17 protein-coding genes and 1 pseudogene are annotated in these 26,384 nt (G+C 70.9%); 10 read left to right on the forward strand and 8 right to left on the reverse strand.

Features of this window, described 5'->3' with window-relative positions; genetic code table 11:
* Positions 1-70 precede the first annotated feature (70 nt).
* Positions 71-2,539, reverse strand: a complete 2,469-nt coding sequence (locus AB0F18_RS21805; RefSeq protein ID WP_362063107.1) for a glycoside hydrolase family 9 protein — start codon at positions 2,537-2,539, stop codon at positions 71-73.
* Positions 2,540-2,932: 393 nt separating this feature from the next.
* Here AB0F18_RS21805 and AB0F18_RS21810 point away from each other — a divergent pair, with 393 nt between their 5' ends.
* The 3 genes and pseudogenes from AB0F18_RS21810 to AB0F18_RS21820 form a co-directional block, all read left to right on the forward strand.
* Positions 2,933-3,226, forward strand: a complete 294-nt coding sequence (locus AB0F18_RS21810; RefSeq protein WP_362063109.1) for a hypothetical protein — start codon at positions 2,933-2,935, stop codon at positions 3,224-3,226.
* Complete coding sequence (locus AB0F18_RS21815; protein WP_362063111.1) at positions 3,223-3,879, forward strand: TetR/AcrR family transcriptional regulator; 657 nt, start codon at positions 3,223-3,225, stop codon at positions 3,877-3,879. The genes AB0F18_RS21810 and AB0F18_RS21815 overlap by 4 nt, the downstream gene beginning before the upstream one ends.
* A pseudogene (locus tag AB0F18_RS21820) lies at positions 3,876-5,204 on the forward strand (MFS transporter); the annotation flags it as partial. The gene AB0F18_RS21815 and the pseudogene AB0F18_RS21820, both read left to right, overlap by 4 nt.
* A 259-nt stretch (positions 5,205-5,463) precedes the next feature.
* Here the strand turns inward: AB0F18_RS21820 and araD are convergent.
* Positions 5,464-6,201, reverse strand: coding sequence for an L-ribulose-5-phosphate 4-epimerase AraD (gene araD / locus AB0F18_RS21825; protein WP_362063113.1), 738 nt, complete (start codon positions 6,199-6,201; stop codon positions 5,464-5,466).
* A gap of 343 nt (positions 6,202-6,544) precedes the next feature.
* Between araD and AB0F18_RS21830 the strand changes: the two genes are divergently transcribed.
* Entirely contained in the window at positions 6,545-7,603 is a 1,059-nt protein-coding gene (locus AB0F18_RS21830; protein WP_362063115.1) for a LacI family DNA-binding transcriptional regulator, read from the forward strand.
* Positions 7,604-7,682: 79 nt separating this feature from the next.
* Here AB0F18_RS21830 and yjfF read toward each other — a convergent pair whose 3' ends face one another.
* The 4 genes from yjfF to AB0F18_RS21850 all read right to left on the reverse strand — a co-directional run bounded on the left by yjfF (position 7,683) and on the right by AB0F18_RS21850 (position 12,482).
* Positions 7,683-8,705 (reverse strand): galactofuranose ABC transporter, permease protein YjfF, encoded by a 1,023-nt coding sequence (gene yjfF / locus AB0F18_RS21835; protein WP_362063117.1) that lies wholly within the window; start codon positions 8,703-8,705, stop codon positions 7,683-7,685.
* A complete protein-coding gene (locus AB0F18_RS21840) occupies positions 8,702-9,802 on the reverse strand; it encodes an ABC transporter permease (RefSeq protein ID WP_362063119.1) in 1,101 nt (366 codons plus the stop codon). Before AB0F18_RS21840 ends, yjfF begins: the two co-directional genes overlap by 4 nt.
* Positions 9,799-11,358 (reverse strand): sugar ABC transporter ATP-binding protein, encoded by a 1,560-nt coding sequence (locus AB0F18_RS21845; protein ID WP_362063121.1) that lies wholly within the window; start codon positions 11,356-11,358, stop codon positions 9,799-9,801. Before AB0F18_RS21845 ends, AB0F18_RS21840 begins: the two co-directional genes overlap by 4 nt.
* A gap of 113 nt (positions 11,359-11,471) precedes the next feature.
* Positions 11,472-12,482: an ABC transporter substrate-binding protein gene (locus AB0F18_RS21850; protein WP_362063123.1), complete on the reverse strand. Its 1,011-nt coding sequence runs from the start codon at positions 12,480-12,482 to the stop codon at positions 11,472-11,474.
* A gap of 355 nt (positions 12,483-12,837) precedes the next feature.
* Here AB0F18_RS21850 and araB point away from each other — a divergent pair, with 355 nt between their 5' ends.
* Together araB and araA are read left to right on the forward strand one after the other, a co-directional pair.
* Positions 12,838-14,547 carry a ribulokinase gene (araB, locus tag AB0F18_RS21855; RefSeq protein WP_362063125.1) on the forward strand — a complete coding sequence of 570 codons (1,710 nt, stop codon included), beginning with the start codon at positions 12,838-12,840 and terminating at the stop codon, positions 14,545-14,547.
* A gap of 72 nt (positions 14,548-14,619) precedes the next feature.
* Complete coding sequence (gene araA, locus AB0F18_RS21860; RefSeq protein ID WP_362063127.1) at positions 14,620-16,131, forward strand: L-arabinose isomerase; 1,512 nt, start codon at positions 14,620-14,622, stop codon at positions 16,129-16,131.
* Positions 16,132-16,250: 119 nt separating this feature from the next.
* On the opposite strand, the gene AB0F18_RS21865 is transcribed toward araA, so the two are convergent.
* Positions 16,251-19,202 carry a glycoside hydrolase family 48 protein gene (locus AB0F18_RS21865; protein ID WP_362063129.1) on the reverse strand — a complete coding sequence of 984 codons (2,952 nt, stop codon included), beginning with the start codon at positions 19,200-19,202 and terminating at the stop codon, positions 16,251-16,253.
* A 457-nt stretch (positions 19,203-19,659) separates the two neighbouring features.
* On the opposite strand from AB0F18_RS21865, the gene AB0F18_RS21870 reads away from it, so the two are divergent.
* On the forward strand, positions 19,660-21,396 hold the full coding sequence (locus tag AB0F18_RS21870; RefSeq protein WP_362063131.1) for a glycoside hydrolase family 6 protein: 1,737 nt from the start codon (positions 19,660-19,662) through the stop codon (positions 21,394-21,396).
* A gap of 116 nt (positions 21,397-21,512) precedes the next feature.
* Here AB0F18_RS21870 and AB0F18_RS21875 read toward each other — a convergent pair whose 3' ends face one another.
* Complete coding sequence (locus AB0F18_RS21875; RefSeq protein ID WP_362063133.1) at positions 21,513-22,577, reverse strand: LacI family DNA-binding transcriptional regulator; 1,065 nt, start codon at positions 22,575-22,577, stop codon at positions 21,513-21,515.
* 346 nt (positions 22,578-22,923) lie between these two features.
* Between AB0F18_RS21875 and AB0F18_RS21880 the strand changes: the two genes are divergently transcribed.
* The 3 genes from AB0F18_RS21880 to AB0F18_RS21890 all read left to right on the forward strand — a co-directional run bounded on the left by AB0F18_RS21880 (position 22,924) and on the right by AB0F18_RS21890 (position 26,350).
* On the forward strand, positions 22,924-24,276 hold the full coding sequence (locus tag AB0F18_RS21880) for an ABC transporter substrate-binding protein (protein WP_362063135.1): 1,353 nt from the start codon (positions 22,924-22,926) through the stop codon (positions 24,274-24,276).
* A gap of 111 nt (positions 24,277-24,387) precedes the next feature.
* Positions 24,388-25,440 carry a sugar ABC transporter permease gene (locus AB0F18_RS21885; RefSeq protein ID WP_362063137.1) on the forward strand — a complete coding sequence of 351 codons (1,053 nt, stop codon included), beginning with the start codon at positions 24,388-24,390 and terminating at the stop codon, positions 25,438-25,440.
* 4 nt (positions 25,441-25,444) lie between these two features.
* Positions 25,445-26,350 carry a carbohydrate ABC transporter permease gene (locus tag AB0F18_RS21890; RefSeq protein ID WP_362063139.1) on the forward strand — a complete coding sequence of 302 codons (906 nt, stop codon included), beginning with the start codon at positions 25,445-25,447 and terminating at the stop codon, positions 26,348-26,350.
* The last annotated feature ends 34 nt before the right edge of the window (positions 26,351-26,384 follow it).

The raw sequence follows: 26,384 nt of genomic DNA on the forward strand, positions 1-26,384 counted from the left end.
GTTCGCCGAGAGTTCCCGCAGGGGGAACGTCGACTTGCACCTTGGGTGGAGCTGTCGCGCAGCTCGTCGTTCAGGAGCAGACCGCTCCGCCCAGCGTGAAGCGCGCCGGGAGCGCGTTGGTACCCGAATACGTCGCCTGGAAGCCGAAGCTCACGCTGCCGCCGGGCTCCAGCGTGCCGTTCCACCCGGCGTCCCGGGCGGTGACCGTGCTGCCCGTCTGGCTCACCGTGGCGTTCCAGGCGTTTCCGATCCGCTGGTCGCCCGCGAAGCTCCATCCGAGGGTCCACCCGGAGATCGCCGAGGTTCCGGTGTTGCGCACGCTGACCGTCGCCGTGAAGCCGTTGCCCCAGGCGTTGTCGATCCGGTACGCCACCGTGCAGGGGGCCGCCGGTGCGTCGTCGTCCGCCTCCGTCGCCGTGAACGTCGCCGACTGCACGCCGGGGCCACCGGCGGTGAAGGTCGCGCTGCCCGGCGACGCGTCGGCATCGGGCGCGGCGGCGACCGGAACCTGCTGCACCGTCGCCCAGTTGGCCGGAGTGAACACCAGGCTCGCGGCCGCCGACAGATCCTGGTCGCCGGAGCTCCGGGCGACGGTCACCGTGACGTTCTGCGCGGGCGCCGCCGAGAGCCGCACGCCCACCGGCGCCGAACCGCCCTCGGGGACCGTCACCGCCGCCGGTGCCACCTGGACCACGGGCACCGCCGGGGCGCCGCGCCGCTCAGCGGCGAAGGCCGCCAGCCAGGCCAGCGAGGCGTTCCAGTTGATCGCCACCTCGTTGGTGGAGTACGAGCCGATGTCGTCCACGTAGCAGGCCGCCGGTGCGCAGCCCGCGAGCTTCTCCTTGGCCACCGGGTCCTCCAGTCCCGCGTTCGGCCCGCCCGCGAAGGAGCCGGCCGGCGGGTGCGGCAGTGAGGCGTCGTTCTGGTGCGCCCAGAACCGGTGGTGCTGGTTCTCGGAGTGGCGCTCGCCGTAGCCGGTGACGTAGGAGAGGTCGAGGGCGTTGCGGCCGAGCAGGTAGTCCAGGGACTCCAGTGCTCCGGCCCGGTAGCGCTGCTGGCCGGTGAGCTCGTATGCGACGGCCAGCACCATGGCGTTGTTGGTGACGGAGCTGTTGGAGCCCCACGCGTACCCGGTGGCAGGGAGCGGTACGGGGTAGCCCTGTCCGGCGATGGTGGACAGGTGGCCGTCGGCGGCGGCGGTCAGCAGACCGCGCAGCCGGGCGATGTCGTCGGCGGGCAGGCCCACGCCGGGGAGGGTGGCGAGGGTGATACGGCCGAGCGTGGCGGTGCCGGCCCACCAGAACCCGTCGACGGGCTTGGTGTGGTGCGGGGAGGAGGTGACGGCGTCCCGGTACTGTGACTCTCCGGTGGTGGCCAGGAGTTCCGCCGCCGCCCAGTAGAACTCGTCGGAGACGTCGGCGTCCTCGTACGCACCGCCGCCGGTGTTGTCGGTCGCCGTGGCGAGCACGTCCGGGTTGGCCTTGGCGGCCGTCCAGGCGCGGCGGGCCGCGTCCAGGCAGCGCGCGGCGAACGCGGCGTCGTACGGCGCGTACACCCGGGCGCACTGCGCGGCCGAGGCCGCCAGGTTCAGCGTCGCGGCGGTCGACGGCTTGTGCACCTCCCGTTGCTCGGCGTCGAGTTCGGGCCGCGTCGGCAGAGCGGTCCACTTGGCGTCGTGCATCTTGTGGAAGGCCATCCCGGCCATCGGCTTCCCGGCCGGGACCTGCATCCGCAGCAGGAACTCCAGCTCCCAGCGGGCCTCGTCGAGGACATCCGGCGTTCCGTTGCCACGCTCGGGCACCCGCAGCGTCGAGTCGCCGAGCGCCGCGGAGCCGCCCGAACGGGAGGCCCTCTCGAAGGAGTTGACCATCTCCCAGACGGAGATGCCGCCGTTGACCACGTACTTGCCGTGGTCGCCCGCGTCGTACCAGCCGCCGCGCACGTCCAGGGTGTAGTCGCACACCCCGGCCTGGCACGGGACGCCGCTGTCGCCCTTGTTCGGGGCGATGCCCAGGTGCCCGGCGGGGCGGGCGTAGGCGCTGCCGCCCGCCAGGGCCGCGTCGATGGCGATGCCGCTGCGCTGCTGGTAGAAGAACGACATGCTGTCGGCGCGCAGGGCGTCGTACAGCGACGGGGAGATCTCGAAGGGGTGGCTGGTCTGGCCGTCGACGCCCAGGGTGTAGCCGGTGCCGGTTCCGGTGTACGCGCCGAAGTCCACCAGGTGCGTGGACTGGCCGGACGCCTGGTCCGCGCCGCGCACCGTGGTGCTGCCCGAGGCGACCACCGCGCCTGCGGCGTCGCGCAGTTGCCAGGCGAGCGGGGCGGTCGCGGAGCTGGCCACGGTGGCCCGCTTGGGGCCGTCGGGCAGGTAGCCGAGCTGGTTGACCCGGACGGGTGAGACGGCGACGGCCGCGGGGGCGGCAGCCGCGGCCGGAGCGGTCAGGGCGGTCGTGGACAGGCCGCCTACAGCCAGCGCGAAGCCGGCGAGCACAGCGGCCGCGCGACGTGGCACGCCGCGCGCGGGGGTGACAGGAGGCACGGGTGGAGCCTTCCTAGGCGAGTGGGAGTGTGGGAGCGCTCCCAATCAAGCCAGCAGCCGGATGACTCCGTCAAGTAGCCTGCTAGCCAGGGCAGTTGACCGCACCCGTATCACCGCGGCCCAGGCCCGGGCGGAGAAGGCGTTCCGCACACGGACGATCGAGCGCTTGGGCGATGCGGGCACGGCCCGGCGCCGGCGCCGGTCGCGGAGGACAACGAGGACGGCACCACCCTGCCGGCCGCGCTCAAGCGCGACCCGGGCGCGGTCGACCTGGACTCCCTGCTGACGGAGATCACCGACGCCCTGGTAGACCTGCTGGTCACCCTGGAGCAGAAGATCAACACTCGCGCCCGGCGCCGCCTGCTGCTCGCCCTGTTCGCACCGGGAACGAACATGGGCATTCGGGCCATCGTGGCGACCGGCGGACACGGCGAGACCGAAGCCGCGCTGCGGCACGTGCGCCGGCACTTCATCACCGTCGACACCCTGCGGGCCGCGGTGACGAAGCCGGTGAACGCCACCGCCCTGCGCCGGGGCAGAACAGGTGCTGCGGCGCTTCACCCGCGGCGGCCCCAAGCACCCAACCCTGCTGCTTCAGGGGGGTTCTGGCGCCACCCGCTGAGCAGAATGATCACTCACCCAATGAGTAGACAGTGTCTACGAATTCATAGTAGACACTGTCTATGACTGATGAGAGCTCCCTTCGGGAGCGGTTGATCGATGTCGGGGTCGACCTTGTGCTGGCCGAGGGCTCCGCGTCCGTGGGCCTGCGGGAGATAGCCCGTCGAGCGGGGGTGTCGCACGGGGCGCCGCGTCGGTACTTCCCCACGCACCACGCGCTGCTCTCGGCCATCGGCCGTCGCGGCTTCGAGGACCTCGCAGCCATGTTCGAGGCCGCGGTCGCCGGCGCGACCACACCGCGCGGCCAACTGGAGGCCCTCGCGCGGGCGTACGTGGGGTACGCACTGGAACGCCGCGGCATGTTCGAACTCATGTGGCGGCACGACCTGCTCGACGGCGCGGCGCAGGCATCGGACCAACCGAGGCTGCGCGAGTCGACCTTCCCGCTGTTCGGGCACTTCACCGGACTCGTCGCCCGATGCCTGTCGGAGGGGGAGGCCGCGCGACGCGCCGATGCGCCGAACGAGACCGGACCGCCGCCCGCGGTGACCGCCGCCGCCCTGTGGTCGAACCTGCACGGTATGGCCCAGCTGTGGGCCTGGGGCAGCCTGCAACTCGCCCTCGGCGCCCCACCGCTGGGCGGTGACCCCGGCGACGACCAACGCGACCGGCTCATCGCGGCAGTTCTGGACGCCCATCTCGGCCCGGTGACCTCATGACCGCCCCCGTACAGCGGCAGATCGCACTTCTGGTCAGCGTGGTCGGCGCGGTGATCGTCGCACTGGACGGAACCATCCTGCTCATGGCGCAGCCCGGCATGCAGCGTGATCTCGGCGCGAGCGTGGCGCAGATCCAGTGGACGAGCACCGGCTATCTGGTCGCCGTGGCCGCGTTGCTCCTGATCGCCGGGCACCTCGGGGACCGGTACGGGCACCCGCGCCTGCTGTTCGTCGGCGTCCTCGGTTTCGGGGCTGCCTCGGCCGGGATCGCGCTCGCGCCGGGTGTCGGCTGGGTGATCGTCCTGCGCGCGGTGCAGGGCGGGTTCGCCGCACTCCTCCAGCCTGCGACGCTCGCGCTGCTACGGCTGGCGTATCCCGCGGACCGGCTCGGCAAGCCGATCGCCATTCGCACCAGTGCGATAGCGGTGGCGGCAGGGTCCGGTCCGCTCCTGGGCGGTGTCCTCGTGGCTCATCTGGGATGGCGCGCCGTCTTCTGGGTCAACGTGCCCCTCGCGTTCGTCATCGCGGTCGTCGCCCTCACCGTACGGACGCCGGCACCTCAACGTGCCGACCCTCCACAGCTCAACCTCACCAGCGCGGGCCTGCTGGCGGTCGGGCTCGCCATCCTGGTCCACGCCTTGGTCGACGTACCCGCACGGGGGTGGATCGCCGCGCCGACGCTGCTCGAATTCCTCGCCGTCGTCGGCGTCGCAACGGTGCTCACCTGGCACGAACGCCGTACCACGCACCCGATCGTTCCACCAGCCGTAGCGCGGTCCGTACCGGTGACGGCGTCGATGGCGATCCTGCTGGTCACCGCCGCCGGCCTGTTCGGCGCGCTGTTCAGGGCCACCTTCTACCTCCAGGACGTACTTCGACTCGACCCGCTCGACAGCGGTCTGCGCGTACTCCCGCTGACCGTGCTCATGGTCCTCGGCTCACCCGCCGCGGTCGCCGCACTGCGGCGGTACGGTGCGCGCCGCACCGCGATCGCCGGTACGGTCCTCGTCGTGGCCGGCATCGCGGGGCTGTCCCGGCTCGGTCCCGCCAGCACATGGATGGCCATGGCTGCAGCGTTTGCCGCCATCGGTGCGGGGTTCGCCACCGTGATGGTCACCGCCACCGGGACCGTCGTCGGTGACGCGCCGCCCGGGTACGCCGGGGTCGTCAGCGGACTCAAGCAGACCGCCATGAACATCGGACCGACCTTCGGCATCGCCGTCGCGGCCGGCGCAACCGGCACGGCTGCTTCAACCATGAGCTCCACCCTGCTGATCCTGGCCGCACTCGCCGCTCTCGGCCTGCTGCCCGCGTCGCGGCTGCCCTGGCGCCCGGCCCACCAGGAAGGAGACGCCGCGACCGCCTCACTCCCGGCGCAAGCACCAACACCACAGATGGCACCCGCTCGACACCCAAGCAGTTTAGCGACCGCCGAACACACCCAGGCTGATCCGGTCATGTACCAGACCGATCTTCAGTGTCGGCCAACGGTGCACCCGATAGATTCCCACACATGCTCATCGGCTACGTCGCCGGCGGCGCGAAGGGCGCCCGCCCGGAGCTCGACCTCGTCATGCAGCTGCCTCAGCTTCCGGGGGTGCGGGGGGTGTTGCCGTAGTAGGCGTCCGGGCCGTGCTTCCGGGTGAAGTGCCGCTCCAGAAGGTGCCCCGGCGGCTCGGAGGTGTGCCCGAGGCGGGATCCCAGTGCCAGCGTGTGCAGCGCCATCTCCGCCACGGCCTCGCAGACGATGGCGTTCTCCAGCGCGGCCTTCGCGGTGGCGCCCCAGGTGAAGGGGCCGTGTCGGGAGACGAGCGCTCCGGGGACCTCGTCGGCCCGGCGGGGGTCGCCGCCGAGCCGGGCGACGATCACCTGTCCGGTGTTGTACTCGTAGTCCTTCGCGCACTGCTCGGCGGTGAGGTCCGCCGTCACGGGGACGGGCCCGTTGAAGGTGTCGGCGTGGGTGGTGCCGAGCACGGGGATCGGGCGGCGCGCCTGGGCGAAAGCGACGGCGTGCGCCGAGTGCGTGTGGGTGACGCCACCGATGGAGGGGAACGCCCGGTAGAGGCACCGGTGGGTTTCGGTGTCGGTGGACGGCCTGAGGTGCCCGTCGACGACCCTCCCGTCCTCCAGCGCCACCGTCACCAGGTCCTCCTCGGTGAGGTCGGCGTAGGAGACCCCGGACGGCTTGATGACGAAGACGCCGGCGTCTCGGTCCACTCCGCTGACGTTTCCCCAGGTGAGGGTGGCCAGCCCGGCCTCCGGGATGCGCAGGTTGGCCGCGAGGACCTCGCGGCGGAGGTTCTTGAGGTTGGTCTCGCTCACTGCACGCCCACCGTCTTTCCGACATGCGCGACGATTCCCGGTACCGGCGTCCGGCAGCTGGACGCAGGCCCCCCAGTCGCGCGTGAGGGCCGGACTGATCGGGGGCCGCGACGGCACCGCGGCTTGGCCAAGGCAGTCACCCCCGTTGAATTGTGAGCGCTAACAAGGCATAAGCTCAAGAGATACGAGCAGATTCCTGCCCACACCCCACGCTCAACGCTGCATAATGTGAGCGCCAACATCGATACCTGGTCGACAATCTCCCGGTCGGTCCGAGTTGTGTGCGGGCCGCGGCTGGTTCGGTACCTTGAGGGAAGGCCGCTCGATGAGGAAAGGAAGAGAGTTGACCCAGCTCCCAGACGTCTCGCGAGCGCCCACGATGACGGACGTCGCGCGCGTCGCCGGCGTGTCCCACCAGACCGTTTCGCGGGTGCTCAGCGACCACCCGAACGTCAGCGCCAAGACCCGGGCCGCCGTGACACAGGTGATCGAACAGCTGGGGTATCGCCGCAATTCCGCAGCCCGGGCCCTGGCCACGCGCCGGACCCACACGCTGGGCGTCATCGCGGTGAACACCACTCTGCACGGGCCCGCCAGCACCGTGGCGGGAGTTCAGGAGGCGGCTCGCGACCGCGGCTATCTGACGTCCGCCGTCACGCTCCGGACGGCCACGCAGACGGCCCTCGCCGAAGCCATGCAGCACCTCGCCGGGTGGGGGGTGGAGGGGATCGTCGCCGTCACTCCCCAACGCGCCGCGGTGAAGGCACTGGCGTCGTTGGAAGCACCGTGCCCGGTGGTCACCGTGGAAGGTGGCCACACCCTGGACCTGCCAGGGGTCTCGCTGGACCAGAACCTCGGCGCCCGCCTGATCACGGAGCATCTCCTCGCCTCGGGCCACTCCACCGTGTGGCATGTCGCGGGCCCTCCCGACTGGCTCGAGAGCGAGGCCCGCACCCAGGGGTGGGAGGAGGCGCTGCGAGACGCCGGAGCCGAGGTGCCACCCCTGCTGCGCGGCGACTGGAGCCCCCTGTCGGGGTACCAGGCCGGCCAGCAGCTCGCGGGGCGGGTCCGGGCCTCAAGAGGAGGGGGAGCGGGTCTCACCGCGGTGTTCGTCGCCAACGACCAGATGGCCCTTGGTGTCCTGCGGGCCCTGCGGGAAGCGGGACTGCGCACGCCCGAGGACGTGGCGGTCGCCGGCTTCGACGACATCCCCGAGGCGGAGTTCTTCCCGCCCCCGCTGACGACGATCCGCCAGGACTTCGCCTCGCTCGGCCGCGACAGCATAGGGCTGCTCCTCGACCACATCGAGGGCCGGGCCGACGAGCCGACACACCTGGTGGTGGCGCCCGAGCTCATCGTGCGTGCCAGCACGGCCCGCAGGATCGCACCCCCCGGCGAATGACCCCCGTCCGCCCGGCCGTCAGCCCCTGCCGCGGGAGCCTGGCACCGCGGCAGGGGCTGACGGGCAGAGCGGCCGGGCGTCAGCCCGCGGCGGGGCGGCGGCCGCTCATCAGGCGTTGCAGCACGATGAACACGAGCAGCAGGGCGCCGATGACGATCCGGGTCCACCAGGAGCTGAGCGTGCCCTGGAAGTTGACCAGCGTCTGGATCGTGCCGAGGACCAGCACACCGAGAGCGGTACCCAGGACGAAGCCGGAACCTCCGGTCAGCAGCGTGCCGCCGATCACCGTGGCTGCGATCGCGTCCAGTTCCATGCCCATGGCGTGGAGGGCGTAGCCGGAGAGCGTGTAGAAGGTGAGCAGCAGGCCGCCGAGCGCGGAGCACAGGCCACTGATGCCATACACGGCGATCTTGGTGGAGCCCGCCGGCAGACCCATCAGGCGTGCGGAGGACTCGTTGCCGCCCAGCGCGTACACGTTGCGGCCGAAGCGCGTGTGGTGCAGAACGACGAAGGCGATCACGAGCACGGCCAGGGCGATGACCACGGGGATCGAGACGAACAGTCCCCCCGGGCCGTACAGCCGGGTCTGCGCGAGTCCCGCTGTGGCGGGATCGTTGATCGTGATGGATTCGGTGCTGATCGTGTAGCAGAGCCCGCGGGCGAGGAACATGCCGGCCAGGGTGACGATGAACGGCTGGATCTCGAAGGTGTGGATGATCCAGCCCATGAGCGCCCCGCTCGCGGCGCCGACCAGCAGGACCAGGGGGATGACGGCGGCCAGGGGCCAGCCGTGCGACTCGACCAGCCAGGCGGTGATCATGGTCGAGAGGGCCAGCATGGAGCCGATGGACAGATCGATGCCGCCGGTGAGGATGACGAAGGTCGCGCCGACCGCGACGACCAGGAGGAATCCGTTGTCGATCAGCAGGTTCAGCACGACTTGCGCGGAGAGGAAGCCCTCGTAGCGCACCGACCCGACGCCGAACATGACGACCAGCAGGACCGCGGTGACGATCAGCGGGATACGGGTTCGGGTGCGCGGGGAAACGGTCGCGAAGGGGCGGGTGAGTCGCGCGCCTGCGTTCGCGATGCCGGTGCTCATGCTCGTGCCTCCTGCTGCTGCGGGGTGCTGCCCGCCGTGGTGGGGGATCGGGGGGTGGTGGCCCCCCGGCGGCGTATGACCTTGGCCCGGAAGGCCGGGGACTGCACGAGGCAGACGGCGATGACGACGAAGGCCTTGAAGACGAGGGTGGTCTCGGGCGGAACGCCGAGGGTGTAGACGGTGGTGGACAGGGTCTGGATGATCAGGGCGCCCAGGACGGTTCCGCCGAGGGAGAAGCGCCCTCCGGTCAGGGCGGTGCCTCCGACGACGACGGCGAGGATCGCGTCGAGCTCGATCCACAGGCCGGCGTTGTTGCCGTCGGCGCTGGAGACGTTCGAACTGATCATCAGCCCGGCGACGGCGGCGCACAGCGCACTGAAGACGTAGACCAGGGCGAGCAGGCCGCCGGCCCGGATGCCCACCAGGCGGCTGGCGGCGGGATTGCCGCCGACGGACTCGATCAGCATGCCCAGTGCACTGCGCCGGACGGCGAAGGAGGTGAGCCCGACGAGGACGGTGGCCAGCAGGACGGCGAACGGGAGGGACAGCCAGTAGCCGCCCCCGATCAGCTTGTAGGGGGCGCTGGTCACGGTGATGATCTGGCCGTCCGTGATCAGCTGGGCGAGGCCGCGGCCGGCGACCATGAGGATCAAGGTGGCCACGATGGGCTGCACCCCCAGCCCGGACACCAGGAAGCCGTTGGCCAGGCCCAGCACGAGGGCGACCCCGAGCGCGAGGCCGACGGCCGTGAGCGTGGTGGCGACACTGCCGGGACGCGTCGCGGTGGAGATGTGCCCGCAGGCGAGCGCGCCCGCGATGGCGACGGTGGAACCCACCGAGAGGTCGATCCCGCGGGTGGCGATGACCAGGGTCATGCCGAGCGCCACCAGGATGAGGGGCGCGCCGAACCGCAGGATGTCGACGAGGCTGCCGTAGAGGTGGCCGTCGCGTACCCGGACCGAGAAGAAGTCCTGGTGGAACGCGAGGTTGCCGAGGAGCAGGGCGAGCAGGATGAGCGCGGGCCACAGCAGGCGGTGGCCGGCCAGGCGTCTCCCGATTCGGCCGGCGGCCCCGGATGTGGCGGGATGGGGGGTCATGAGTCCGTTCCGGTGGCGATGGTCGTGAGGAGGCGTTCGGGCGTGACGGTGTCGTCGTTCGCGAGGGTGGCCACCATGCGGTGGTCGCGGAGCACGGCGATGCGGTGGCTCAGGCGCAGGACCTCTTCGAGTTCGGCCGAGATGAACAGCACGGCGGTGCCTTCGCCGGCCAGGCGGGCCACGAGTTTCTGGATCTCCGCCTTGGCCCCGATGTCGATGCCCCGGGTGGGTTCGTCGAGGATCAGGAGCCGGGGCGCGGTCAGCAGCCAGCGTGCGAGGAGGACCTTCTGCTGGTTGCCGCCGCTGAGGTGGCGTACCTGCGCTTCGGGGTCGGCGGGGCGGATGTCCAGGGCCTCGATCCAGTGCCGCGCCAGTTCGTCCTGTTTCGCACGGGTCAGCGGCCTGGTCCAGCCGCGGGCGGCCTGGAGGGCGAGGATGATGTTCTCGCGGACCGTGAGCTCGCCCACCAGTCCCTCGGACTTGCGGTTCTCGGAGCAGAAGGCGATGCCCCGGGCGATGGCGTGGCGGGGGCTGCGCAGGAGTACCTTCCTGCCCTCGATGCTCACCTCTCCGGCGTCCGCGCTGTCCGCGCCGAACAGCAGGCGCGCCGCTTCGGTGCGGCCGGAGCCCAGGAGCCCGGCCAGTCCGATGACTTCGCCGGTGTGGATGTCGAGGTCGTAGGGTTCGATCGAGCCCGTGCGGGACAGCCCTCGCGCCTGGAGGAACGGCTCGCCGGCCGCCCGTTCGGCCCCCTTGCCGTGGGCACGGCCCGACAACCGGTCGAGGGTGGCCAGTTCTCCGCCGATCATGCGCTGGACGAGCGTCACAGGGGTGAGCTCACCGATGGGGTACTCGCCTTCCAGCCGGCCGTTGCGCAGGACGGTGACGCGGTCGCAGAGGTCGAAGACCTGGTCGAGGAAGTGCGTGACGAACAGGACGGCCACACCGCGGTCCCGCAGGCGCCGCACCAGGGCGAAGAGCCGGGCCACCTCCTCGCGGTCCAGGCTGGAGGTGGGTTCGTCCAGCACGAGCACCTTCGCCGAGACGTCCACCGCGCGGACGATGGCGACCAGTTGCTGCACCGCCAGGGAATGCGCGTCGAGCAGACTGGTGACGTCCAGGTCGAGATCCAGTTCCGTCAGCAGAGCGGCCGCCCGCTGCCGCATCTCGGACCAGTGGATGAGGCCGAACCGGCGTGGTTCGCGCCCGATGAGGATGTTCTCGGCGACCGAGATGTTGGGGCAGAGGTTGACCTCCTGGTACACGGTGCTGATTCCGGCCCGTTGCGCCTGCAGGGGGTCGGTGAACGCGTGGGGCCGGCCGTCGACGAGGATGGTGCCGCCGTCGGCGGGGTGGACACCGGTCAGCACCTTGATCAAGGTGGACTTACCGGCGCCGTTCTCGCCCATCAGGGCGTGCACCTCGCCGGGGAAGAGCCTCAGGGCGACTCCGTCGAGGGCGAGCACACCCGGGAACCGCTTGCGGATGCCGTGGGCTTCCAGGACCGGCCGCGGGCCGGGGGCGCCCGTGGGCGGCGGGGTGGACGGAGATGTCATCCGCCCTCCTCTCATGTGGGGGTGGAGCGGGCTGCGGTGCCGGGTTGCACGGGTCCGGCGCGATCCGGAGGGGACGGCCGGGCCGAGGCTCCCGCGGCACCGGAGCCGACGCGTCAGTACTTCCGGGACGGCAGCGCGGCCGCGGCCTTGTCCTGCGGGAACACGCCTTCCTGGGTCTCGACCCGGGCCGGCACGGTCTCGCCCGCGACGACCTTCTTGGCCAGCTCCATCAGCTGGTCACCGAGCAGCGGGTTGCACTCCACCACGACGTTGATCTTGCCCTCGGTCATCGCGACGAACGCGTCCTTGATTCCGTCCACCGAGATCACCTTGATGTCCGTACCGGGCTTCTTGCCGGACTCCTCGATGGCCTGGATGGCGCCGAGGGCCATGTCGTCGTTGTGGGCGTAGAGGACGTCGATGTCCTTCTGGGACTTCAGGAACGCCTGCATGACCTCCTTGCCCTTGGCGCGCGTGAATTCACCCGACTGCGAGGCGACGATCTTGAACTTGCCGTCGGCGCGGATGACGTCGGCGAAGCCGGCCTTGCGGTCGTTGGCAGGCGCGGAGCCCGTGGTGCCCTGGAGCTCGACGATGTTGACCGGACCCTGTTCGTTGGCGTACGCGGCGGTCAGCCACTCCCCCGCGGACTTGCCCTCCTTGACGAAGTCCGAGCCCAGGAAGGTCTTGTAGAGGGAGGTGTCCTTCGTGTCCACGGCGCGGTCGGTCAGGATGACCGGGATGCCGGCGTCCTTGGCCTCCTTCAGCACCGTGTCCCAGCCGGACTCCACGACCGGCGAGAAGGCGATCACGTCGACCTTCTGCTGGATGAAGGTGCGGATCGCCTTGATCTGGTTCTCCTGCTTCTGCTGCGCGTCGGAGAACTTGAGGTCGATCCCGGCCTTCTTCGCCGCCTCCTGGACGGACTTGGTGTTGGCGGTACGCCAGCCGCTCTCGGCGCCGACCTGGGCGAAGCCCATGGTGATCCGGCCTCCGGAGCCCGCCTTGGCCCCGGAGGCCGGGCCCGTGGCCGGGCCGCCGGAGGGGCCCTGGGTCGAGCAGGCGGTCAGCGCCGAGGAGGCGAGAAGTACGGCGGTGAGGACGAGGGCTGCTCTGCGAGCCATGACGGTGTCCTTTCGGGGTGTACGGAAGAGGCTCCGCACGGCCGTGGGTGTGGCGGGCCGGATCGGCAGGAAGGAGATGCCGTGAAGGAGAGGGAGCCGTCGCATTGTGAGCGCTAACAAGCCTGCTTCTCAACCCCTTTGCATGCGTTACCTGTCCGTTATCGCGTTAGATGCGATGCCCAGGGGAGATCGTCATGTGATCCACGCGCACCTCTTGCCTCTCGGCATTGTTAGCGCTCACACTGCATGGCATCGGGTACGGACTTCTCGACCGGCCGCCAGGATGGCGCGACGGCGACTCCGCCTGCCGGCCGCACCGTTGCCGGCTCCCACCACCCCTTCGAAGGGCATTCCGTTGACGTCACCCCACCCCCTCACGCCCACCCCCCGCTCCGAGGAGCCGGAGCAGTACACGGTCGGTGTCGACTTCGGCACCCTGTCGGGCCGCGCCGTGGTGGTGCGGGTCCGCGACGGGCACGTGCTGGCGGCGGCGGTCCACGCCTACCGGCACGGCGTCATCGACCGGCACCTGCCGCAGGGCGGTGCGCGACTGCCTCCGGACTGGGCCCTGCAACACCCCGAGGACTGGCGGGACGTACTGCGTCGCGCCGTCCCGCAGGCCCTGGCAGCGGCCGGGGTCGATCCCGCCGCGGTGATCGGCATCGCCACCGACTTCACCGCCTGCACCGTCCTGCCCACCCTGGCCGACGGGACCCCCCTCGCCGAGACGGAGCTCGCCGGACGGCCGCACGCCTGGCCCAAGTTGTGGAAGCACCACGCGGCCCAGCCGCACGCCGATCGCATCAACGCACTCGCCCACGCCCGCGGCGAGAAGTGGATCAACCGCTACGGCGGCCGGATCTCCGCGGAATGGCAGTTCGCGAAGGCCCTCCAGGTCCTGGAGGAGGATCCGCTCGTGTACGACACCTGCGCGCGGTGGATCGAGGCCGCCGACTGGATCGTGTGGCAGCTCACCGGAACCGAGTCCCGCAACGCCTGCACCGCCGGATACAAGGGCATCCACCAGGACGGCGCCTACCCGAGCGAGGAGTTCCTGGCCGCGCTGAACCCCCGGTTCGCCGACTTCGCCCGCACCCGCCTCGAATTCCCCCTGGCCGAGCTGGGCTCACGCGTGGGCTCGCTCAGTGCCGAGGCGGCGGCCTGGACCGGACTGCGCGCCGGGATCGCCGTGGCCGCCGGCAACGTCGACGCCCATGTCACCGCGGCGGCGGCCCAGGCCGTCGGGGACGGTCAGCTGCTCGCCATCATGGGCACCTCCACCTGCCACGTCGTGAACGCCCCCGTCCTGGCCGACGTCCCCGGCATCTGCGGTGTCGTGCGCGGCGGGATCGTCGAAGGAACCTACGGCTACGAGGCCGGCCAGAGCGCGGTCGGCGACGTCTTCGCCTGGGTACTGGACCAAGGCGTCCCGCCGGACTACCTCGCCGAAGCCGCCGAGCGCGGCGAGGACCTGCACACCCTGCTGACCCGGAAGGCCGCCGCCCAGCCGGTCGGCGGCCACGGACTGGTCGCCCTCGACTGGCTGGGCGGCAACCGCTCGGTCCTCGTCGACCACCGCCTCTCCGGAGTCATCGTGGGTCTGACCCTCGCGACCCGCCCCGAGGACGTCTACCGCGCGCTGCTCGAAGCCACCGCGTTCGGCACCCGCGTCATCGTGGAGGCCCTGGAAGCGGGCGGCGTACCGGTGCACGAGTTCATCGTCGCGGGCGGACTGGCCAGGAACGAGCTGCTGATGCAGATCTACTCCGACGTGCTGCGCCGTCCCGTCTCCCTCGCCGCGTCGGACCAGGGGCCCGCCCTCGGGTCGGCCATCCACGCCGCCGTGGCCGCGGGCGCGCACGGCGACGTACGGACGGCCACCGCCGTCATGGGCCGCCGACTGCCCGCCGTCTACACGCCCGACGCCTCCCGGGCCGACGCCTACGACGCCCTCTTCGCCGAATACCGGCTCCTCCACGACCACTTCGGCACCGGCGGCCTGCTGCACCGTCTGAGGAGCATCCGCGATACGACCCACCGCTATACGACCCACACCGCGAACTGACCCGCGCCGCCGTTCGTCCTCCCCGCCCGCCGCCTTCGCTGCCGTCGCGGGACGTCACCTCCAGGAGTCCCCATGCCCAGCCGAACATCTCCCGCCCAGGAAATCTGGTTCCTCACCGGCAGTCAGCGCCTGTACGGGGAGGAGACGCTGAAACAGGTCGCCGAACAGTCGCGGCAGATAGCCGCCGCGCTGGCCGACGACTCCGGCATTCCCGCACGTGTCGTGTGGAAGCCGGTGCTCACTGACGCCGACGCCATCCGCCGGATGTGCCTCGACGCGAACTCCGAGGACCGGTGCACCGGGCTCATCGCCTGGATGCACACCTTCTCGCCGGCGAAGATGTGGATCGCCGGACTGGACGCGCTGCGCAAGCCGCTGCTGCACCTGCACACCCAGGCGAACACGGCCCTGCCCTGGGACACCATCGACATGGACTTCATGAACCTCAACCAAGCGGCGCACGGGGACCGCGAGTTCGGGCATGTCCAGGCGCGCCTCGGCGTGCCCCGCAAGACCGTGGCCGGCCATGTCAGCGACCCGATGACGACCGCACGGGTCGCCGTCTGGGTGCGGGCGGCCGCCGCGCGGTCCGAACTGGCCACCCTCAAGGTCGCCCGCTTCGGCGACAACATGCGCGACGTGGCCGTCACCGAAGGGGACAAGGTGGAGGCCCAGCTCCGCCTCGGCGTCTCCGTCAACACCTACGGCGTCAACGACCTGGTGGAGGTCGTCGACAGCGCGGAGGAGAGCGAGGTGACCGCCCTCGTCGGGGAGTACGCGGACCTGTACGAGCTGGCGCCGGAGCTCCGGCCGGGAGGCGAACGGCACGCGTCACTGCGCTACGCGGCCCGCATCGAAGCCGGCCTGCGCACCTTCCTCGAATCAGGCGGCTTCAAGGCCTTCACCACCAATTTCGAGGACCTGGGCGGACTGCGCCAGCTGCCCGGCCTCGCGGTCCAGCGCCTCATGGCCCAGGGGTACGGCTTCGGAGGAGAGGGGGACTGGAAGACCGCCGTCCTGCTGCGCGCCCTCAAGGTGGCCGCCACCGGCCTCCCCGGCGGCACCTCCTTCATGGAGGACTACACCTACGACATGACCCCCGGCAACGAGCTCATCCTCGGCGCACACATGCTGGAGGTGTGCCCCACCCTCGCGGCCGCCAGGCCCAGCTGCGAGATCCACCCCCTCGGCATCGGCGGGCGGGAGGACCCGGTCCGCCTGGTCTTCGACGCCGCCCCCGGCCCGGCGGTGGTGGTCGGCCTCGCCGACCTCGGCGACCGCTTCCGTCTGATCGCCAACGACGTCGACGTAGTGGCGCCCCCACACCCGCTGCCCGCCCTGCCCGTCGCCCGCGCGGTCTGGCGGCCCCGCCCCGACCTGCGGACCTCCACCGAATCCTGGCTGACGGCCGGAGGACCGCACCACACCGTGCTCAGCACCGCCCTGACCTCCGACCACCTCGACGACCTCGCGGAAATGATCCGCCTGGAGCTGCTCCTGATCGAAGAGACCACCACCCCGAAGCAGTTCCGGCGCGATCTGCGCTGGAACCAGGCGTACCACCGGCTGGCACTGGGTCTTTGAACCGGGTGAAGCCCGGCCCGGTCCCTGGGGGGGCCGGGCGGCGTGCCGAGGCCGGGCAGGCCCGCTCGGGCTGCCCGGCCTCGTCGTACGCGGAGCCGTCCTGCGGGCGGGGCGGGCCGTTACTCGAGCAGCTCCGCGTACGCGCCCATGGCCAGGGCGATGTCCGCCTGGGCCCAGAACCGGTGGTAAGTGAAGACGGGCGCGGCGCCGCCGGCGAGGTACGCCTCGATCTTCGGCCAGGCCGGGTCGTCCTTGTAGAAGGTACGGATCGAGGCGAAGGTGGACGCGGAGTTCACCGCGTCGCCGTTCGGCATCCTGCCGGTCCACGCGCCGGGCACGTACACCGGGTCGGCGAACCGGCTGTAGTCGGCCCGCGTCTCCTGGACGCCGACGCCCAGCGGGTCCTGGTGGTGGGTCCACATGCCGTCGAGGAGGGCCTTGGCGACCCGCTCGGCCTCGGCGTTCCCGGACTTCGCGGCGTAGTAGGTCAGGGTCTTGGCGTATGCGGCGGCCACGCCCACGTCGTCGGTGTAGTCGGCGACGGTGACGTGCAGGCCCGTGTTGGCGCCGGGAGCCGACGGGTTCCAGGTGTCGGGGGCGCCGGACCAGGTGAGGGTGGAGGGGATGCGGTAGGTGCCGTCGGGGTTGATCGTGGTCTTCGACAGGGCCCAGCCGACCCACTTGTCGAGCACGGCCTTGGCACCCGCGTCGCCCGTCTGCTGGTAGAGCTCGGCGACCCGCTCCATGGACCAGGCCTGGAAGCCGAACCACTGGTTGGACGCCGGATCGTGGTAGACGGGCTTCTCGTCGTAGAAGAGGCCGTGGAAGGTGGGGGTCCCGGCCGGGGGCTGCGCGTACCGGCCCTGCCAGCTGTTGGTGGCGCCGCCCGCGACGGCGCCCTCGTCGGACTGGAGCCAGCGGTAGAACTCCAGCTGCCGGTCGAGGCTGACCGCCCAGTCCGCGGCGCCGGTCGGCGACTTGGGCTTCAGCGGGGCGTACCGGCTGAGGGCGTAGGCGGCGAGGGGGTTCTGGTAGCCGCTGTGCGCGTGGCTGGAGCCGATCCGCCAGGACCAGCCGGCCGTGGGGTCCCCCATGCCGAAGGCCAGGGGAGTGTCGGTGGCGCCGCCCCAGGCGTAGTACCAGGACAACAGGTAGTGCGCGCTGTCCTTGCCGGTGCCGGCGGGGCAGACGGTCGGGCCGACACAGTTCCCGGCCTTCTTGAAGTACTTGTCGAACATGGAGTACCGCAGGTAGTCGCCCATCTTCGCCGCCTTGGAGACGGTCGCGGTGACCTGGGCTCCCTTGCCCTGTTCCTTGGCCCAGACGTCGGCCCAGTAGGCGGCCTGGATGGCACGCGCGTCGGCGTCCGGGGCATCGGTGAACTTCCACTGCTTGGCGTAGGAGGCGTCCCCGGTGAAGAGGTCGAGGTAGCCGTTCTTGCCGCCGTAGGCGAACTTGTCGCAGGTGGGGTGCGGCACGGTCTCCCAGACCGATTCCTCGGGTCCGCGCTGGAAGGTGTTGATGTACGAGGGGCCGCTCGCGGTCGGTCCGGCGGAGCACTTTCCGGGCCCGTTGCCGTAGCCGTAGACGTTGTCGACATCCTGGAGCCAGTGCATGCCGTAGATGTCGTCCGTGCCGTACGCGCTCCTCAGCTCGCCGGCGATCGGGTCCGCGCCAGGGGCGACTCCCCCGTCGAGCCTGGCCGGGTACTGCGAGGGAAGGTCGTGCTCGGGGGCGTAGGTGGCGGGCTTGGAGGCGTTGTACGAGCCGGTCGTCGGCTGATCGGCATGGGTGGGGATCATGAACTTCTCCATGGTCTCCCAGGCGCCGTTGAACCTGGTCCAGTCCCCGGTGTTCTTCCCGTACATCGCCTGGAGCCAGATCAGATAGCTGTACGCCTCCGAGGTCGCCTCGTGGCCGTGGTCCGGTGCCTCCACGATCAGGGTCTCGACGGAGTGGTACGGGATGCCCTCGGGCGAGAAGTACCCGTTGGCGGGATTGGTGATCTTCCCGTGGAGGTCGAGGAAGCGGGCGTCGTACGTGGAACCCGCGGCCAGCTCGGCGACCGTCACCTCGGCCTTCGCGTGGCCGGGGGCCGTCGCGGTGAAGACGGCGGAGCCGCTGCCGTCGGCCCCGGCGGTGACGGTCACCTTCTGGGCGGTGTTCCAGTTCGCCGGGGTGAAGGTGAGCTCGGCGGGCGACGCGGCCAGGTCGGTGTTGCCGGAGGTGCGGGCCACGCCCACCGTGACGTTCGCGGCCGGCTGCCGGGAGAGCTTCAGGTCGAACGTGCCCGTCTCGCCCCGGCGCACGGAGAGCTGTGCGGGGGCGGCGACGAGCGCGGGGCCCGCGGCGACGGTGATGCCGACGGGGGCCGACTCGGCGGAGGCGCCGAGGCTGTCGTAGGCCTTGGCGTAAAGGGAGTGGGCGCCGGCGGGGAGGCCGGCGTCCGAGAAGGTGAAGGGCGCGGTGGTGTCCGTGCCGAGGAGCGTGGTGTCGCTGTAGAACTCGACCTTGCCGATGGTGGCGCCGTCGGCCGCGGCGGCGGTGGCGGCGAGGGGGACGGGAGTGCCCGCCGTGTAGACGGCGCCGGCGGTGGGGCTGGTCAGGACGGCGACCGGGGGCTGGTGGGCTCCGGTGCACCGGGTGCCGTTGACGGCGAAGGAGGCGGGTGCGGCGTTGGTCCCGCTGTAGGCGAACTGGGCGCCGGCCGTGACGGCCGCGCCGGCGGCGACGGTCCTGTTCCAGTCCGGTGCCGCGACGCGGACGGTCTTGCCGGACTGGGTCCAGGAGCCGTTCCAGCCGCTGGTCAGCCGCTGGTCGCCGGAGTAGTCGTAGGTCAGGGTCCAGCCGTCGAGTGCGGTCGCGGACCGGTTGGTGAGGGTGAGCTCCACGGTGAAGCCCGAGCCCCAGTCGTTGGTCTTGTAGTCGACGCCGCACTGTACTTCCGCGGCCGCGGCGCTGCCCGCGCCGGCCGCGGCGAGGCCCAGGGGAAGGCAGAGGGACAGGGCCGTGGCCGACGCGATCAGGAATCTGCGTCGTCCTCGGGATCCGGGAGGGGGATGTGCCGACATGCCGAAGTTCTCCTCGCGGCTCGGGGAGACGGATGGGGCAGGACGATCGTGCACAAGCCTTGAACCAGTGGGAGCGCTCCCACTGTGCAGACGGGGCACGATGACGTCAAGACGCGTGAAGAGTCGAAAGCATTTCGCTGAGGAATTTACTCAACCCCTCTTTTTCTTTGCCCTCTTTGACGCTACGGTCTGGCCGAACCAGTGGGAGCGCTTCCATCCGTCGTCACCCCTGCGCCAGTCAGCGCTGCTCGGCGGATCCTTCCCGTCCCCGGCACGGTCCGCAGGGACCTGAGCCGGTGGCTCGCCGACTCCCCGCTCTCGCCCCGGTCGCGCTCCGGGCCCTTCCGTGGCCTGTTCCGACGAGCGCGCTCTCCCCGTACGAACGGAACGCCCACCCCCCATCGGCACCAGGCACCACGACCGCCTGCGCGCCCTGACCGGAAAGGCACCCCGCGAAATGAGCCGCATCATCCCCCGCACCGCGTTACTGGCGGCCCTCAGTCTCGTCACCGCCGCCGGCGCCACCGCCACCGTGTTCGGTACCTCCGCCGGCGCCGCCACCGCCGGCTGCAAGGTCGAATACCAGATCACGAACCAGTGGGGCACCGGGTTCGGCGCCAACGTGGTCGTCACCAACACCGGTGACCCCCTCGCCGCCTGGACCCTGGAGTGGTCCTACGCGAACGGCCAGCAGGTCACCCAGGGCTGGAACGCCGCGATCACCCAGTCGGGGGCGGCCGTGACGGCCAAGAGCCTCTCGTACAACGGGTCGCTGGCCACCGGTGGTTCCACGTCCTTCGGGTTCAACGGCTCCCACAGCGGCACGAACGCCGTGCCCGCGACGTTCAAGCTCAACGGCGTCACCTGCAACGGTGCCACCGAGCCGACCCAGCCCCCCACCACACCGCCGACGACACCGCCCACGACGCCTCCGCCCTCGGGCGGCAGGGCCGACAACCCCTACGCCGGCGCCAAGATGTACGTGAATCCCGAGTGGTCCGCCAAGGCGGCCGCCGAGCCGGGCGGCACGAGGGTGTCGAACCAGCCCACCGCTGTCTGGCTGGACCGGATCGCCCTCGTCACCGGCACGAGCGGCACGATGGGGCTGCGCGACCACCTCGACGCGGCCCTGAGGCAGAAGGGCAGCGGCGAACTGGTCGTCCAGCTGGTGATCTACAACCTGCCGGGACGGGACTGCTCCGCGCTCGCCTCCAACGGCGAACTGGGCCCGACCGAGATCGACAAGTACAAGACGCAGTACATCGACCCGATCGCCGCGATCCTCGCCGACCCCAAGTACGCCGGCCTGCGGATCGTCACCACCGTCGAGATCGACTCGCTGCCGAACCTCGTCACCAACGTCTCGGGGCGCCCGACGGCCACCCCCGCCTGCGACGTCATGAAGACCAACGGCAACTACATCAAGGGCGTCGGCTACGCACTGAACAAGCTGGGCTCGATCCCCAACGTCTACAACTACGTCGACGCGGGCCACCACGGCTGGCTCGGCTGGGACGACAACTTCGGCGCGTCCGCGGAGATGTTCAAGCAGGCCGCGACCGCCGAGGGATCCACGCTCTCCAAGGTGCACGGCTTCATCGTCAACACGGCCAACTACAGCGCGCTGAAGGAGGACCACTTCACGATCGACGACTCCGTCAACGGCACCCCCGTACGCCAGTCGAAGTGGGTCGACTGGAACCGCTACACCGACGAGCTGTCCTACGCCCAGGCCATGCGCACCAAGCTGGTCTCCCTGGGCTTCGACTCCGGCATCGGCATGCTCATCGACACCTCCCGCAACGGCTGGGGCGGCACGGCGCGCCCGACCGGACCCGGCGCGGCGACCAGCGTGGACTCCTACGTCAACGGCGGCCGCTACGACCGGCGCATCCACCTCGGCAACTGGTGCAACCAGGCGGGAGCCGGGCTCGGTGAACGGCCGCAGGCGGCACCGGCACCCGGCATCGACGCCTACGTGTGGATCAAGCCTCCGGGCGAGTCGGACGGGGCGAGCAAGGAGATCCCGAACAACGAGGGCAAGGGCTTCGACCGGATGTGCGACCCCACCTACACGGGCAACGTCCGCAACGGCTACAGCATGTCGGGCTCGCTCCCGGACGCACCGCTCGCGGGACAGTGGTTCTCCGCCCAGTTCCAGGAACTCATGAAGAACGCCTACCCGGCCCTGTGACCCGCCGCTGCTGAAGGACCGGGAGCCGTACGGAGCCGCCCGGCTTCCGTACGGCTCCCGGCCGTGCCGCGCTCAGGCCTCAGCACCAGTCGGTACCGGGGCATAGCGCCGGCCGCTCAGGAGGAATCCCGCACGATCAGCTCCGTGGGAAGGACCCGCCGCTGCTCCTCCCCCGCCGCGGGACCGGCTCCGGGACCCTCCGCGATCTTCCGGAGCAGCAGCCGGGTCATCGTACGGCCCATCTCCTCGATCGGCTGGCGCACGCTCGTCAGGGGCGGGTCCATCAGGCGCGCCACCACCGAGTCGTCGACGCCGACGAGGGCCACGTCCTCGGGGACCCGCCGCCCGGCCTCGCGCAGCACCCCGCGTGCGCCGGCCGCCATCACGTCGGAAGCGGCGAAGACCGCGTCCAGGCCGGGGGCGCGCTCCAGCAGTTCGCGCATCGCCAGCCTGCCGCCCTCCTCGGTGAAGTCCGCGGTCGCCACGAGCGCCTCGTCGGGGGCGATCCCGGCCTCGGCGAGACCCGCACGGTAGCCTCCGAGACGGGCGCGGGCCACGTACATGTCGAGCGGGCCGCTGATGGTCGCGATCCGGCCGCGGCCCCGGCCCACCAGGTGGGCGACGGCCGCGCGTCCGGCTCCGATGTTGTCGGAGTCCACGTAGTCGACGGGTTCGGCCTCGGAGCGCCGGCCGTTCATGACGACCGGCAGCCCCAGCCGTGCCACCCGGTCGGGCAAGGGATCGTCTCCGTGGACGGATGCCAGCAGTACGCCGTCGACCCGCTGGGCGGCCAGGTACTGTTCGAAACGCCGCCGCTCCGCCTCGGTCCGGACGAGGGTGAGCAGCAACTGCTTGTCGGCCTGGGCGAGTTCGGCGCTGACCCCGCGGATCAGGTCCAGGAAGTACGGCTCCGAGAACAGCCGCGCCTCGGTCTCCGGGATGACCAGTGCGACCGCGTCGGTCCGGCTGCCGGCCAGCGCCCTGGCCGCCTGGTTGGGCACGTACCCGAGCTCGGCGACCGCACGGGCGACGGCTTGTCTGGCCTGCTCGCTCACCCTCGGCGAGCCGTTGATGACCCGGGACACCGTGCCCCGTCCGACGCCGGCCAGGGCCGCGACCTCTTCCAGGGTGGGCCTGCCGTTCCGCCGTCCGCTCACGCCTCTCGAACTCCCCTCGTGCATCGCACTCCGCGTCGCGCGGCACACCTTACGCTGATGAGCCTCGTGGGAGCGCTCCCACACTACCTTTGATTCCCTGAACACGCCACGCCGGCATTACTACCCCGGGGCCTACGCCCGAGGACTGGGTGGCGGTCGCACCCAGGAGGCCCTCACCCAAGGAATCCGTGTTCAACTCTTGACACCCATACCCGCCAGGCAGCAACCTTCCGGCAGCGATGTGGGAGCGCTCCCATCCTGGGTGCGACAACGGCCTTCGCTTCGGGTCCGCGCGGGTCCTCGCCGAGCCGCGAACAGCCGCCGGACCTCCTGGCGCACAACGAGCACCACCTTGGACGAGGAGAGTGGAATGCGCACTTCCAGCAGACGTGGTCGCGGCCGCCGCACCGCGAGCAACGCGCTCGTCGCGGCCGTCGCCGTGGTGACCGGCACGGCCCTGCTCACCGGTTGCGGAGGCGGTGACGGCGAGGGCGCCGGCGCGGACGGGGGCCGGCAGATCAAGCTGCGGATCGCGACCTTCGGCTCCTTCGGCTACGACAATGCCACCGGGGCGAAGCTTTACGCCGAGTACGAGAAGTCCCACCCCGGCATCAAGATCGAGGAATCGAACGTCGCGGACGGCCAGAAGTACTGGGACACGCTCAAGCTGCGCCTCTCCCGCGACAGCGGCCTCGCGGACATCCAGGCCCTGGAGGTGGGGTACATCGCCGAGGCGACCGGCCCCGCGATGGCGGACAAGTGGGCCGATCTGGGCAAGACGGGCGGCGCGGACCTCGGCGCGTTCCTCGACTGGAAGGTCAGGCAGGCCACCACGGGCGACGGTAAGGTCATCGGGCTCGGCACGGACATCGGCCCGATGGCCATCTGCTACAACAAGGACCTCTTCGCCCAGGCCAAGCTGCCGACCGAGCGCTCGGAGGTGGCCCGGCTCTGGGCGGGCGACTGGGCGAAGTTCATAGCGGCCGGGGAGACGTACAAGAAGAACGCCCCCGCCGGAACCGCCTTCCACGACTCCGCCAGCGGGCTGTTCAACGCGGTGATCGCCAGCGAGCCCGTGCAGTACGCCAACACCAAGGGCGAGCTGGACTACGAGAACAGCCCGGGCGTGAAGAAGGCCTGGGACACCGCCGTGGCGGCGGCGCAGGGCGAACTGACCGCCAGGCTGCGCCAGTTCGACGAGAAGGGCACATGGAACGCGGCCTTCAAGAACTCGAGGTTCGCCACCGTCGCCTGCCCCAGCTGGATGACGGGCATCATCAAGGAACAGGCGGGCCCGGAGAACCAGGGGAAGTGGGACATCGCCGCGCCGCCCGTGGCCGGGAACTGGGGCGGCTCCTTCCTCGCCGTGCCGAAGTCGGGCAAGCACGTCAAGGAGGCGGCCGAACTCGCCGCCTGGCTCACCGCTCCGGCCCAGCACGCGAAGGTCTTCGGCGTGAACGGCAACATCCCGTCCTCCAAGGACACCCTCGCCTCCCCCACCGTCCAGGACGCCAAGCTGCCGTACTTCGGTGACACCCCGGTCGGCAAGATCTACTCGCAGGCCGCGGCCGGCATCACGCCCGCCCCGATCAGCCGCTGGGACGGCCAGGTGAAGACCTTCCTCACCGACAACGGCATCCTCGACATCGAGCAGCGCGGCACCGACCCGGCGAAGGCCTGGGAGAACGTCAGGAAGCTGGTCACCGACAAGATCGACCGCTAGCGGGGGCGGTGTGACGGCCCGCCGCCACCGCCGCCTCCCCGCGGGTGAGGCGGGCCGTCGATCACCGGCACCACCGCATCACGGCACGCATCGACCTGGAAGGAAGCCCTCGTGGCCACCTCCGTACGGGCGGCGGGCGACGGCTCCGCGCCGCCCGCCGCACAAGCCCCGGGCTCCGGCGCCGGCCCGGGCTCCCACGGGCAGCGGCCCTCCGGCCGCACCGGTTGGCGCAGCACTCTGTACCGCCTCGATCTGAAGGCGGTCCCGTACGTCTTCGTCGCCCCCTTCTTCCTCACCTTCGCCGCCTTCGGACTCTTCCCCCTGATCTACACGGGCTGGCTCTCGCTCCACCGGGTCGAGCTCGGCGGCGACGCCCAGTGGAAGGGGCTGGAGAACTACAGTTCCCTGGCGACCAGCGAGTTCTTCTGGAACGCGCTGGCCAACACCTTCACCATCGGTCTGATCTCGACCGTTCCCCAGCTGCTGATGGCCCTGGGCCTGGCCCACCTGCTCAACTACCGGCTCCGCGGCCGCGGTTTCTTCCGGGTCGCGGTCCTCGCCCCGTACGCCACCTCCATCGCGGCGGCCACGCTCGTCTTCGCCCAGCTCTTCAACACCGACTACGGTCTGATCAACACGGTCCTGGGCTGGGCCGGCTTCGCACCGGTCGACTGGGAGTCCTCCAAGTGGCCCGCGCAGATCGCGATTTCGACGATCGTAACCTGGCGCTGGACGGGCTACAACGCGCTCATCTACCTGGCGGCGATGCAGGCCGTACCGCAGGACCTCTACGAGGCCGCGGCGTTGGACGGGGCTTCGCGCTGGCGCCAGTTCGTCAGCGTGACCGTCCCTTCCATCCGGCCGACGATCCTCTTCACCGCCGTCGTCTCGACCATCGGCGCCACCCAGCTGTTCGGGGAGCCGCTGCTCTTCGGCGGCAGCGTGGGGATCAGCGGCGGCAGCGGCAACCAATTCCAGACCCTGAGCCTGCTCATGTACGAGAAGGGCTGGGTGACCGGCGCGTTGGGCCAGGCCTCCGCCCTCGCCTGGGTCATGCTCCTGCTCCTCCTGCTCATCGGCGGCCTCCAGACCCTGATCTCGCGCTCGAACCGCAACCGCGACCGCGACCGCGCCGGCCGCCGGCGCACGAAGGCGGGGAGCTGAACCCATGGCCCGCACACTCGACACGACCACGACCACGACCACGTCCGGGGCGCCGCGCGCCAGGCGTCTTCGCCCGTCGGCCGGCCGTCAGCACCACGCCGGACCGCTGACCTACGTCCTGCTGGGTCTGGCCGCCCTGGTCTCCCTCTTCCCGCTCTACTGGAATCTCGTCGCCGCTTCCCACACGGGCGAGCGCGTGGTGAAGGCCCCGGCGCCGCTGCTGCCCGGCCCCCGGCTGCTCGACAACCTCTCCTTCGCCTGGAACCAGGTCGACATGGGCGAGGCGCTGGTCAACACGACGATCGTGGCCGGCCTGGTGGCCCTGTCCACCGTCCTGTTCTCCACCCTGGCCGGATTCGCCTTCGCCAAACTGCCCTTCAAGGGCCGGGGTGCCCTGCTGGCGCTCGTGGTGGCCACCATGACCATCCCGCCGCAGCTCAGCGTGATCCCGCTCTACCAGATCGTCACGGACCTCGGGTGGGTCGATCAGCTCCAGTCGGTCGTCCTGCCCTCGCTGGTCGCCGCCTTCGGGGTGTTCTTCATGCGCCAGTACCTCATCGAGGCACTCCCGGTGGAGCTGGTGGAGGCGGCCAGGATGGACGGCGCGCACAGCCTCCGCATCATCTGGCACGTGGTGTTCCCCGTGGCACGGCCGGCGATGGCGGTCCTCGGGATGCTCGTCTTCGTCCAGGCCTGGAACGACTTCTTCTGGCCGTTCATCGCGCTGACCCCCGACGGCAACCCGACGCTGCAGGTCGCCCTGGCCGGCCTCGGAGCGGGAAACCACACCGTCGACCAGGCCGTCGTGCTGACCGGCGCCCTCATCTCCACGCTGCCGCTGCTGCTGGTCTTCGCCGTCCTCGGCAAGCACATCGTGGGCGGCATCACCGCCGGCGCCGTCAAGGACTGACGGCGTCCTTCGCACGACGGCCGGCCGCCGGCCC

Origin of the sequence: Streptomyces sp. NPDC029216 (assembly GCF_040648015.1) — a bacterium.
Lineage (GTDB): Bacteria > Actinomycetota > Actinomycetes > Streptomycetales > Streptomycetaceae > Streptomyces.